Below are 12,250 nucleotides of genomic sequence, written 5' to 3'. Positions count from 1 at the left end.
GTTTTGCTCCGTGTCCCCCGCGCCCGTTGGGCGCTCCTCCTTTACCTGCGCAAAACGCATACCCAGGCTACTCCTGCGAGGTGTACGTGTACTGAATCTTTGAGCCCCCTTCGCGCGAAGTAACTCAGCTGAGGGTGCGGGGTGAGCCCCATTGCGAAATCAAGGAGGAGGGGCCCTCACGGCCCCGGGGGACATTCGCTTTGGGGCTTACCCCGTGCCGTCAGCGGGCAAGCGAAGGAACCTGAAGTAATCAGGAAGAAAGTGCAGTCTTAACCGCCGCAGAAACTGCAGACATCTCAGCCTTCCCTGCGAGGCGCGTCTTCACCACACCCATCACCTTGCCCATATCGCCAGGACCAGAGGCTCCCAGCTCAGCGACGATGGCCTTGACTTCAACCAGCACCTCATCCGCCGACATGCGGGCAGGCAAGTACGCTTGTAGCACCAGCAGTTCTGCTTTCTCTACATCGGCCAGGTCTTGGCGTGCGGCTTTTTCGAAAGCTTCAATCGAATCCTTGCGCTGCTTGATCAGCTTGTCCACGATGGCCACGACCATCGCGTCGTCCAGCACCACGCGCTCATCCACTTCTTTTTGCTTGAGGGCAGCCAGTAGCAGGCGGATGGTGCCCAGGCGCTCGCTGTCCTTGGCTCGCATGGCGGTTTTCATGTCTTCGGTGATCTGGTCTTTGAGTGACATCGTGGTGTTCCTGAAAATGGAAAAAAGAGAGAGCTAGAAAGTAAAAAAGCCCGCCGGAGCGTCCCCAGGCGAGCTTTTTTGGCCTTTGAAAGGCACTGGACCCTTACGGGATCAGTACATCTTCTTGGGCAATTGCATGCTGCGGATGCGCTTGTAGTTGCGCTTGACGGCGGCTGCCTTCTTGCGCTTGCGCTCTGCAGTGGGCTTCTCATAGAACTCGCGCGCGCGCAGGTCGGTCAAGAGGCCCAGTTTTTCGATAGTGCGCTTGAAGCGACGCAGAGCGACGTCAAACGGCTCGTTTTCTTTTACACGGATCGTTGTCATTACGTAATGTTGTCCAAAATGTGCCGCCAGAGGGTGTCGGGGAAGATCGAGTCCCAAACGCCATACGCAGCTGAATTCCCCGTCGATAACTAGTATTGGCTGACGGGGTAGCGCCAGAAAAGCCTCGGATTATATCCTGAACCTGGAAAGGTTCAAACCCCGGGTTTCAGGCGTTCGGCCAGCCCTTGGGCGCAAGCAAAGCCGCTGGCCCAAGCCCACTGGAAGTTGTAGCCGCCCAACCAGCCGGTCACATCGACCACTTCGCCAATGAAATACAGCCCTGGCTGGCTGGATTCCAGCGTCTGGCTGGACAAAACCTTGGTGTCCACGCCACCCGCGGTGACCTCGGCCTTGCGGTAGCCCTCGGTGCCGGTGGGGGTGATTTCCCAGCGGGACAGGCGCTCGGCCAGCACCGCCAGCGCCTTGTCGGAGGCCTCGTTGACCGGGCGCAGCCAGTCATGACCTGCAGTCTTGCCTTGGGCGGCCCAGGTATCGGCCAGGCGGGAGGGCAGCAGCGTGCCCAGCTCGTTGGCGATCAGCTTGCGGGACGTGTTTTTGGCGTTTTGCAGGTGTGCGGCCCAGTCTGTGCGGGGCGCGAGATTGAGCCGGATCGGCGTGTTCTCGGCCCAGTAGCTGGAAATCTGTAGAACGCCGGGGCCGGACAGGCCGCGGTGGGTGAACAGCAGGTCCTCCAGGAACGCCATGTTGGTTTTCTTGCTGCCGGTCGCAATTTCTACCGGCAGCGACAGGCCGGACAGTTCGGCAAACGGCGCCCAGGCAGCTTCGTCAAACGTCAACGGCACCAGTGCCGGGCGCGGTGTGATGATCGGCAAATCGAACTGCTTGGCGACCCGAAAGCCAAAATCCGTGGCGCCAATCTTGGGGATGGACAGCCCGCCTGTGGCGATCACGACAGCCGCGCAATGGATGACTCCCCGGTCACTATCAATTTCGTAGCTGCTTACGCACGTTCCATAAGCCTTGGAGGCCAAAAACTTGATGTTTTTGACGGCGCAGGGCTGCCAACGTTCCACGCCTCCGGCGGCGCACTCGGCTAACAGCATCTGGATCAGGTCTTCGGCCGACCGGTCGCAAAACAGCTGGCCTTTGTGCTTTTCGTGAAACGGAATCTGGTACTTCTGCATCAGCGCCAGAAAGTCGCGCGGCGTAAAGCGGGCCAGTGCCGATTTCGCAAAACGCGGGTTCTCACTCAGGAAGTTGGCAGCTGACACATCGGTGTTGGTGAAGTTGGCGCGGCCACCACCCGAGATGCGGATTTTCTCGGCGACTTTTTCGCTGTGGTCCAGTAGTAAAACCTTCAAGCCACGCTGCCCGGCCTGGCTGGCGCAAAACAGGCCGGCCGCACCTGCGCCCACGATCACGACATCAAAACTATGCATGGCCTGCAGTGTAGACTGATCAAAAACGCTGGCAGCACCCGGTAGAGATGTGCTGCAAACGCATAACGAGAACGAGCGAGACAAGCCCATGAATCCCATCCTCTTCGCTATTCCCGTGTTCCTGCTGACCATCTTGCTGGAGGCATGGCTTGCCCGTCGCCGTGGCTTGGCGGTGTACGACATTCCTGACGCGGTGACCAGACTGCACCACGGCGTATTGAGCCAGTTGACTGGCGCGTTCACCAAGGTTGCCAGCCTGGGGATTTACATCGCGGTGTATGACACCTACCGCCTCACTGAGTGGGCTATGGGCAACGTCTGGCTGTGGGTGCTGGCTTTGATCCTGTACGACTTGTGCTACTACTGGGCGCACCGCATGGGCCATGAGGTCAACGTGCTATGGGCCTCGCATGTGGTGCACCATTCGTCGGAGTACTACAACCTCTCGACCGCGCTGCGCCAGACATCGACTGGCACGCTGTTGGGCTGGGCCTTTTATCTGCCACTGGCAGTGCTGGGCGTGCCCTGGCAGATGATGGTGACAGTGGGCTTGATTGATCTGCTGTACCAGTATTGGGTCCATACCGAATTAATTGGCCGTATGGGCGCGCTGGACCGAATTCTGGTAACGCCCAGCAACCACCGTGTGCACCACGGCCAGAACGACTATTGCATCGACAAGAACTATGGCGGCATCCTGATCCTGTGGGACCGACTGTTTGGCACCTTTGAAGATGAGCGCGACGGCGAGAAGATCGTCTATGGCATTCGCAAACCACTAAAGAGCTACAGCCCGATCTGGGGCAACCTGCATTACTACGCCGACCTGTGGCGTGAGTCCATCGCGGCCAAGGGATGGCGCGCCAAGCTGGGCGTCTGGGTGGCGCCGCCGGGTGGCTGGACCGATGAACCGATAGAGCACTTCGAGCCTTCGACATTTCAGCGTTACAGCCGGCAGACGCCGCCGGCCATGCGCTGGTATGTGGCGCTGCAATACGCGCTTTTGGTGCCGCTGGTCGTGCATTTTCTGGGCATCGTCAAGGACATTCCGACCGCCGATGCGCTGGTGTACGCCGCAGTGATTGCGCTCACCGCCGTGGCCTTGGGCGCACTGCTGGAAGGACTGCCTTGGGGGCGTTGGCTCGAAATTTTCCGACTGATGGCCGTGGGCTCAGCATTCAAACTTTTGCCTGACTGGTTCGGCTTTCAGTCTCCCTATCTGCTGAGCGCAGCGATACTGATGTTTGCAGTGGCCAGTGTGTCCTGGCTGCTGCGTCAGCGCGCCGCTATGCAACAGGTGGCGGCATGAACGCGGACGCACTGTCGGACCTGGTGCTGCTTCTGGTCTGTGCGGCAGTTGCCAGGCGTGATCTGCGCGCGCGTCCGGCCGTTGCGGTTGGCGCTGGTCTGATCGGCTTCGCCGCACTGCTGGGCGTGTTGCGGTTCTCTGGTGTGGCAGTGGTGTACGGGCCGCATCGTTTCTTCAGTTTGTTGGCGGCGTGTGCAGCGTTCAGTTTGTTGGCAGCGGGTCTGCGCTGGCCGGAGGCAGCGATTGCCAAGCGCCCTGCTGCGGTGGGCCGTTTTGTCGTTGTGCTGGGCGGATTTGGCGTTGCGCTGACCGTGATGGGCGTGTCGTTGTGGAGCCAGATCGTGCCGGGCTTGTCGGCCATCGTGATCGTCTGGACCGCACTGCAGCAACGCAGCGCGCTGGCCATTGTCGGAGCGCTGTTGCTGGTGGGCAGTTTTGTGGTGGCGGCCACCGGCAAGCCGGGCGCTCTGTACCTGAATTATTTCAACAGCACCCAGGCGCTGCATTATTTGCTGGCAGCCGGCGTTGCCTTGTTGGCGTTGCCCAAGCCGCACATGCGGTCAGCCGGAACAGCCCTTCCGGCTTAGCGTTTGCATAACCCGCTGGTATGCTGCGCGGGTCACACATCTCAGGGAATTCTATGAACTTGAAAGTCTTCCGGCAAATCGGCGCCGCCTGTTTGTTCTTGGGTCTCACATGGAGCGCGCACGCTGCATTCAACCTGGCAGATGCGGTGCCCGTTGGCCCGCAAGTTAAGGTGGGAAAGCTGGACAACGGCCTGACCTACTACATCCAGAAAAACAGCCGGCCGGAGAAGCGTTTGGAGCTGAGGTTGGTCGTAAAGGCAGGCTCGATCCTGGAGGACGAGGATCAGTTGGGTCTGGCGCACTACACCGAGCACATGGCCTTCAATGGCTCCACGCATTTCAAGAAGCACGAGCTGATCTCTTATCTGCAGTCGATCGGTCTGAAATTCGGCGCCGATCTGAACGCTTATACGGGCTTCAACGAAACCGTTTACATCCTGCCGATTCCGACAGACAAACGGGAGGATATTGAGAAGGCGTTCCTGGTGCTGGAAGACTGGGCGCAAGGCGTGAGTTTCAATGATGACGCGCTGGAGGCCGAGCGCGCCATCGTGCTGGAAGAGTTGCGTAGCGGCAAGGGCGCGCAGGACCGCATGAACAAGGTGCTGTGGCCCAAGATATTCAGCGGCTCGCTGTACGCCAAGCGCCTGCCGATTGGCACGGAAGCAAGTCTGAATGGTTTCAAGTTTGATGCGATCAAGCGCTTTTACAAGGACTGGTACCGGCCCAACCTGATGGCGGTGGTAGTGGTTGGGGACATGGATCCTGCCGATGCGCAAAAGCTCGTGGAGCAGCATTTCAGCAAACTGCGCAACCCCGCCAACGAGCGGCCTCGCAACTATCCCGCTATTCCGGTACGCAGGGAGGTTGAGGCTGTGGTGGTCACTGACAAGGAGGCCACCAACAACATCATGCGCGTGCTGTACCCCGTGACCGAAGACAAGGTCGAGCGCACGCTGGCGGATACACGCCAAAAACTGCTGGAGCGGCTGTTTGGAATGATGCTGGGCCAGCGCATGCAGGAAGTGACGCAACAACCCAACCCGCCTTTTGTTGGGGGCTCTGGTGGATTGAGTCCTTTGGTGCCCGGCTATCGCACTTTCAGTAATTTCGCCTTGTTGGGACGCCAGGGTGCAGGCCCGGCGATCGATGCGCTGGTGCTGGAGAACCAGCGCGCCAAGCAGTTCGGTTTTCAAACGGCCGAGCTGGAGCGCAGCAAGAAGAGCATGCTGCGTACGGTGGAACAGGCCCATGTGGAACGCGAGAAAACCGATTCCGGGCGCTACGCGGCTGAGTACATTCGCAATTTCCTGGTGCAGGAGACCATTCCCGGTATCAGCAACGAGCTGATTTACGCGCAAGAGCTGTTGCCAACCATCACACTGGCCGACGTCAACGCATTCGCGAAGAGCACCATCCCAGGCCAGAGCGCCAAGCTGCTGGTTTACATGGGCAATCAAAAAGAAGAGGGCACGCCCAAGGAAGATCAGCTGGTGAGTGCCATGCAACAGGCCGAGCAACGCCCTGTAGTGGCCAAAGAAGAAAAAGTATTGCCTACCAGCCTGATGGCCAAGCCACCCCAGGCTGGCACGGTGGTGTCGGAGAAACAGAACGCGGCGCTGGGAACGACCGAGTTGGTGCTCTCCAACGGCGTCAAAGTCATCCTGAAACCCACAGATTTCAAGAACGACGAGATCATCATGGGTGCGAGCCGCTTTGGTGGCCAGTCGCTGTATGGCCTGGAGGACAAATTCAATCTGCGCTATGCCAGCAGTGCGGTGTCGTCCATGGGGCTGGGTGACTTCACACCGACGGATTTACAAAAGATGCTGGCGGGCAAGGTAGCGAATGTGTCTGTGGGACTTGGTAACGAGACCGACTACGTGTCGGCATCCTCCAGCCAGGCTGACCTGGAAACCATGTTGCAACTGGTGCATCTGAAGTTTGCGGCACCAAGGCGCGACGCGGATCTGTTCCAGTCCTTTGTGACGCGCTCGCAGGATCTGGCGAAAAACACCATCGCCCGGCCCGAGTCGGTGTTCTACGATGCGCTATGGACCACGCTGTTCAACGCCCATCCACGGGTATGGCTTACGGCCCGCCCGGCAGACTTTGAACAGTTGGGCATGGATCGCATACGCAGCATTTACCAGGAGCGTTTCTCCAGTGCCAAAGGTTTTGCCTTCACTTTTGTTGGCAGCTTCACGCGCGAGCAGCTACTGCCTTTGATCAATACCTACCTGGCCAGTCTGCCAGCGGGCGACCTCAAAACCGAGTACGCAGATTTGGGCGTGCGCCCGGTCAAAGGCGTGGTGCAAAAGGCCGTACACGCGGGCAGTGAACCCAAGAGCCGGGTGAATATCTGGTTCGCCGGTGATGCTCAATATTCCGAGGATGAGCAGTTGCGCGTCCGTGCGATGGTGGAGGTGATGAATATCCGCATCATCGATGTGCTACGTGAAAAGCTGACACTGATTTATAGCGGCGGCATGGATGGTGGCCTGGACCGCACGCCTTACCAGAATTACCAGTTCGGATTGCAATTGCCCTGCGCCCCGGAGAACGTGGAAAAGGTGGTGGCAGCCGCCTTTGGCGAGATCGAGAAGCTGCAGCAAAACGGCCCTGATGCGGGCGATCTGGCCAAGGTGAAGCAAAACTGGCTTATCGCCAATCGCAAGTCCATGCGCGAGAACAGCCAATGGCTGGGCCAATTGCGGACAGCCGTCCTTTTCGGAACCGATCCCGCGCGGATTCTGGATTTCGAGAAGCGCGCCGAAGCGATTACCGCTGCTGACGTGCAGTCAGCCGCCAAGCGCTACCTGCGGCGCGACAACTACGTGCAGATGGTGCTGTACCCCGAGAAGGTCGAGACAAAGTAGCAGGGCTTACGCCACCGCTCTCAGGTGCCTGTGAACAGGCCCTGAATGGCGAGCTGGCTGTGCGCCGCGCCGCGCACGACATCGCCGACGATGATCACGCTGGGGCTGGCCAGTTGTTCGTCGGCAATGGTGGCAGCCAGCATGTCCAATGCACACACCGCGTGGCGCTGGGTAGGCAGGCTGGCGTTCTGAATGATGGCGACAGGCGTGTCGGCAGGCAGACCCCACAGCAGCTCATTCTGAATCCGCTCAGCGCCGCTGACACCCATATAGATCACCAGTGTCAGCTTGGCCTGGCGTGCGGTCTCGGCCAGCGCGCGCCAATCGGTGCCTGCGTCATTCGGTTTGGCATGGCCAGTGACAAACACCACGCCGTGCGCATATTCGCGGTGCGTCAGCGGCACATTCAGCGAGGTGACCGCGGCCAAGCCGGAGGTGATGCCATTGATGGCACTGACGCGAATGCCCGCGGCTTGCAGGCTTTCGACTTCTTCACCACCCCGGCCAAAGATGAACGGATCGCCGCCCTTGAGGCGCACCACGTTCTCGCCCTCCAGCGCCGCGGTGATCATCAGTTTTTCGATAAACGACTGCGGTGTGGATTTGCAGCCGCCACGCTTGCCCACATGCACGATGCGCGCGCTGGGCGACGCAAACGCGACGATGGCCTCATTGACCAGATCGTCCACCAGCAGCACCGTAGCGGCCTGAATCGCCTTCAGCGCCTTGATCGTCAGCAGCTCCGGATCGCCCGGGCCTGCGCCGACCAAGGTGACCTGGCCAACGGCGTTAGGGCGGGAGAGATCGTTCTTCATAGTGATTCAACCAAATGCAAGATGTGGGCCACCTGTTGTGCGATGGGGGCTGGTATGGGTTGCTCGCCCGCCATCACCTGTTGAATATAGGCAGCGGTCGTGGCGGCGTCCAGTTGGGTTGGCAGATCGGGCAGCGTGGTCAGCGGGCCGGCCTGGTGTTCCTGCAGCGTGAATGTCAGGCCATTCACAAAGGCTTGCATCGTCGGCGTGCGGCGCGGGTCGGCCACGGCCTCACCCTCAGTGCCACGCAGCAGCAGCGCGTTGGCCTGCGTCAGCGCAAACGTGGCTGCCATCGAGATCGCGTATTCCGGGTGTGTGTAGCTGCTGACGACCAGGCTTTTGCCTTTACCCGAGTCGATGGGGTTCATTAGCTTGACCAGGCTGTGCGCCGGGTTGCGCAGATTCACGACGCGGCGTACCTCCAGCAGGCGCTGCAAGCCGGGGCACAACAGCGCAGTAGGTGCAAACGCCAGTTCACCTGGTGCTATTGATTTAATAGCCGCCCACGCCTCTATTCCCATGGCTGCGAGCACTTCGGATGTAAAAACACGGGTGGACTCAGTGGCTGTGCCGTGGATCAGCACTGGCAAGCCTTCGCGCGCCAGCAGCAGGCCCAACAGGGGCGTCAGCAGCGGCAGCTTGCGCGCGCCGTTGTAACTGGGGATCACGACGACAGGCTTGTCGCTGGCGGGAATGCGGTTCAGGCGTTGGTAGGTTGCATCCAGAAAACCGGCCATTTCTTCCGCCGTTTCGCCCTTGATGCGCATCGCCAGGCAAAAGGCACCAATCTCCAGATCGGTGACTGTGCCGTCCAGCACCTGGCCAAAAAGATCAGCGGCCTGCTCGCGGTTCAGCGCACGTGCGCCTTCCTTGCCGCGTCCGATTTCCTTGATGTACTTGCCTATGCCCATATCGGGATTGTCCGCGAGGCTTGAGAACTTTGGGCTATGAGCTTATGCGGGGGCAGCTGCCGACTCACTATGTCGAGCCAGGCGTTGTAACTGGGGCAGGCAAGAACCGCAGTTAGTACCGCATTTCAGCGCGCCTTGCAGCGATTCCAGCCGCTCCTTGGCGCTTCCTTCGCATTGCGACAGATGCGCTTCAATCGCAACATCGGTCACGTTGAAGCAGGTGCAGACTGTGTTGCCGCGCGACACCACGGCCACTGGCGCTTTGGCGCCGGGCACCATCAGCGCGCGGGCGTAGGCCTGTGCGGGCTGTTCGTCCTGCAGCAGCGTCTTGATCCAGCTTCGTGCGCTGGTATCGCCTGCGAGAAAAAAGCCTTCCAGCGTCGCATTCCCGTCCGACGTACGCACCAGACGCGCGGCACGGCGTTGTCCCTGTTTGGGGTCGGCATAGCGCACCACCAGCGGGCCATCGAGTTGAAAGATGGATTCGATCTGCGCCAGCAGCTCTGCATCGGGTGCGGCATGGGCACTGGCGCGAAACAGCACACCGCTGCGCTGGCTGCCACTGTCGTTCAACGCCAACTGGTTTGCGAACGGGGTGCAGCTGGCAAATGGAAATTTCGCCATCAGCCCTTGCAACTTCTGGCGCGCGGTGAGCGCTCTGTCAGTAGGCAGCCAGGCCATTGCCAATAGCGACCACGGCATCTCCGCTTTCAGCACCTTGACGGCAGCATGCTTGAATTCGGGCTGTTTGGAGTCGGGGCAATACGCCGATGTCGTCAGCGCATTCACGCCCGTCAGGCGCTCGCCCGTGCTGCTGACGCCGCTCAAAAATTCTTCGCCCCAATGCATGGCCATAAAGACCTGCGACAGGCCCAGCTCGGCGCTGGCCTGCACCGGCACCAGGATGGAGCCGCGCTTGCTGGTCACGTGCACCAGATCGCCTTCCTGCAGGCGACGTCTATCCATGTCTTGCGGGTGCATTTGCAGCGAGGGCTCGGGCACATGGCCAAACAAGCGGCCCAGCGTGCCGGTGCGGCTCATGCCATGCCACTGGTCGCGCAGGCGGCCGGTGGTCAGCGAGAAGGGGTAGCGCGATTCACGCGGTTCGGCGACTGGCTTGTAGGGCGTGGCAACAAAGTTCGCTTTGCCGTCCGTCGTCGGGAAAATTCCGTCTTCGTACAAACGAACCTTGCCCTGTGACTCGCCTTCCTTCAGCGGCCACTGTTGCGGTGATTCTTCGAGCATCGCGTACGACATGCCAGTGATGTCCAGGTCACGGCCACGTGTCGACTCGCGGTGTTCGTTCCAGATGGATTCAGGTGATTCAAAAGGAAACAACGACCGCGCGGTCATCCATTCGAGTTCCAGTTTGCGCGCAAAGTCCATGGCGATGGACCAGTCATGCCGCGCGGCGCCCGGCGCATAGACAGCGGCGCGCACGCGTGAGATGCGGCGTTCGCTGTTGGTGACCGTGCCTTCCTTCTCGCCCCAGGTGGTGGCGGGCAGCAGCAAGTCGGCATAGGCGCAGGTGGCCGTGGTGGCAAACGCTTCCTGCACAACGACAAATTCGGCGCGTTCCAGCGCGCGGCGCACGGTCGCCTGGTCGGGCATGCTTTGCGCGGGGTTGGTGCAGGCAATCCACAATGCCTTGATCTCGCCATCGGCCGCCGCCTGGAACATCTCTACCGCGGTCTTGCCGGGTTTGTCGGGCACCGAAGGAATTCTCCAGAAATCTGCCACTTCGGCGCGGTGCGCCGGGTTCGCCATATCGCGATGGGCCGACAGCAGATTGGCCAAGCCGCCCACTTCGCGCCCGCCCATCGCATTGGGTTGGCCGGTCAACGAGAACGGGCCGGCGCCGGGTTTGCCGATCTGGCCGGTGGACAGGTGCAGGTTGATCAGCGCGGTGTTTTTGGCCGTTCCGCTGCTGGACTGGTTCAGGCCCTGGCAATACAGGCTCAGCGTTGCTGGCGACTTGGCAAACAGGCGCGCGGCTTCCAGCAGATCGGCCTTGGCGATGCCGCAGGTTTGCGCCACCACATCCGGCGTGCAGTCGCGCACCAGCGCTTTGAGCTCTTCAAATCCGTTGGTGTGCGCCGCGATGTATGCAGCGTCTATCCAGCCCTCCCACAGCATGATGTGCAGCATGCCGTTGAACAGCATCACATCGGTACCGGGCAACAGCGGCAGGTACAGGTCGGCAATTTCGGCGGTATCGGTCTTGCGCGGATCGCAGAAGATGATTTTCAGCGCTGGGTTCGTGCGCTTGGCGTCTTCGATGCGCCTAAACAAAATCGGGTGCGCGTAGGCGGTGTTGGAGCCGACGATGAAGATGCACGCAGCGTGGTTCACATCGTCGTAGCAGGTCGGCGGCGCATCAGCGCCCAAAGTTTTCTTGTAGCCCGCTACCGCGCTGCTCATGCACAGGCGCGAATTGGTGTCGATGTTGTTGGTGCCTATCAGCCCCTTGGCGAGTTTGTTGAAAACGTAATAGTCTTCCGTCAGTAACTGGCCCGATACATAAAAGCCCACCGCATCGGGACCATGGTCCGCAATGACGTTGGCAAACTTTTCAACGGCCAGATCTAGCGCGCTGTCCCAGCTGACGATCTTGGGGGCCTCGCCGCGCTGCATGCGGCGCATGGGTTGCAGCAGGCGGGTTTGCTGTGTGACGTCGCTGCTCGCGGTTAGGTGCAGCGTGGAGCCTTTGGTGCACAGGCGCCCGAAGTTGGCCGGGTGGCCCGGGTCACCGCGCACGCCGGTGATCTGGTTGCCTTTGGCTTCAATGATGACGCCACATCCAACCCCACAGTAAGGACAGGTCGAGCGCGTTTCGTGCGCGCTGGCTGGCTCTGTGTGGATGGGAATGACCGTCATGCTTCGGCGGTAGCCTTGGCTTTCGGGCCTGCCACCGGAGCCGCCAGATCCAGCGCATGTGTTGCCAGTTCAGTCGCATCCAGATGCACCGCGCCGTCTTCCACCTTCACCGCGAACTTCGGCGTACAGCCTTCATCGGGTGATTTGGCGCAGCCGTCGGCCATGCCAATCGTCCAGTTGTGCAAAGGGCAGGCCACGCTGGTGCCAAACACGATGCCCTGGGAGAGCGGCCCGCCCTTGTGCGGGCAGCGGTCCAACAGCGCAAACACCTCGTCCTGCGCATTGCGAAACACGGCCACATCCATGCCCTGCGGGCGTGCGACGCAGCGCGAGCCCAGCACCGGGATGTCGGTGACCAGACAGATCTTTTTCCACTCGCTCATACCAATCCTTTCATTCGCAAGGAGCTATTGATTTAGTAGCTGCTTACGCACATTCCATGCGGCTTTCA

At 60.4% G+C, this 12,250-nt stretch carries 10 protein-coding genes; 3 read left to right on the top strand and 7 right to left on the bottom strand.

All coding sequences use genetic code 11. The features are described from left to right. Positions 1-250 precede the first annotated feature (250 nt). The 3 genes from AC1DV6_RS17405 to AC1DV6_RS17395 form a co-directional block, all read right to left on the bottom strand. Positions 251-697 (bottom strand): GatB/YqeY domain-containing protein, encoded by a 447-nt coding sequence (locus AC1DV6_RS17405; protein ID WP_477979666.1) that lies wholly within the window; start codon positions 695-697, stop codon positions 251-253. A gap of 111 nt (positions 698-808) precedes the next feature. Then, positions 809-1,021 carry a 30S ribosomal protein S21 gene (rpsU, locus tag AC1DV6_RS17400; RefSeq protein WP_094477962.1) on the bottom strand — a complete coding sequence of 71 codons (213 nt, stop codon included), beginning with the start codon at positions 1,019-1,021 and terminating at the stop codon, positions 809-811. 152 nt (positions 1,022-1,173) lie between these two features. Continuing rightward, positions 1,174-2,421 carry a BaiN/RdsA family NAD(P)/FAD-dependent oxidoreductase gene (locus AC1DV6_RS17395; RefSeq protein ID WP_477979663.1) on the bottom strand — a complete coding sequence of 416 codons (1,248 nt, stop codon included), beginning with the start codon at positions 2,419-2,421 and terminating at the stop codon, positions 1,174-1,176. 88 nt (positions 2,422-2,509) lie between these two features. Here AC1DV6_RS17395 and AC1DV6_RS17390 point away from each other — a divergent pair, with 88 nt between their 5' ends. Genes AC1DV6_RS17390 through AC1DV6_RS17380 form a run of 3 tightly spaced genes read left to right on the top strand, consistent with a single transcriptional unit; the run spans position 2,510 to position 7,196 of the window. Continuing rightward, positions 2,510-3,730: a sterol desaturase family protein gene (locus AC1DV6_RS17390; protein WP_477979661.1), complete on the top strand. Its 1,221-nt coding sequence runs from the start codon at positions 2,510-2,512 to the stop codon at positions 3,728-3,730. Further along, positions 3,727-4,317: a hypothetical protein gene (locus AC1DV6_RS17385; protein ID WP_477979659.1), complete on the top strand. Its 591-nt coding sequence runs from the start codon at positions 3,727-3,729 to the stop codon at positions 4,315-4,317. The genes AC1DV6_RS17390 and AC1DV6_RS17385 overlap by 4 nt, the downstream gene beginning before the upstream one ends. Before the next feature lie 53 nt (positions 4,318-4,370). Then, entirely contained in the window at positions 4,371-7,196 is a 2,826-nt protein-coding gene (locus AC1DV6_RS17380) for a M16 family metallopeptidase (protein ID WP_477979657.1), read from the top strand. A gap of 20 nt (positions 7,197-7,216) precedes the next feature. On the opposite strand, the gene cobA is transcribed toward AC1DV6_RS17380, so the two are convergent. Genes cobA through nirD form a run of 4 tightly spaced genes read right to left on the bottom strand, consistent with a single transcriptional unit; the run spans position 7,217 to position 12,182 of the window. Then, positions 7,217-8,011: a uroporphyrinogen-III C-methyltransferase gene (gene cobA, locus AC1DV6_RS17375; protein WP_477979655.1), complete on the bottom strand. Its 795-nt coding sequence runs from the start codon at positions 8,009-8,011 to the stop codon at positions 7,217-7,219. After that, positions 8,008-8,922, bottom strand: coding sequence for a DNA-binding protein YbiB (gene ybiB, locus AC1DV6_RS17370; RefSeq protein WP_477979653.1), 915 nt, complete (start codon positions 8,920-8,922; stop codon positions 8,008-8,010). The genes cobA and ybiB overlap by 4 nt, the downstream gene beginning before the upstream one ends. Positions 8,923-8,964: 42 nt before the next feature. Continuing rightward, positions 8,965-11,799, bottom strand: a complete 2,835-nt coding sequence (locus AC1DV6_RS17365) for a nitrate reductase (protein WP_477979651.1) — start codon at positions 11,797-11,799, stop codon at positions 8,965-8,967. After that, positions 11,796-12,182, bottom strand: coding sequence for a nitrite reductase small subunit NirD (nirD, locus tag AC1DV6_RS17360; protein WP_477979649.1), 387 nt, complete (start codon positions 12,180-12,182; stop codon positions 11,796-11,798). Before nirD ends, AC1DV6_RS17365 begins: the two co-directional genes overlap by 4 nt. Positions 12,183-12,250 lie beyond the last annotated feature (68 nt).

This window comes from Rhodoferax sp. P2_H8_2, from assembly GCF_056403235.1.
This window is presented reverse-complemented; position numbering and strand designations above follow the sequence as displayed.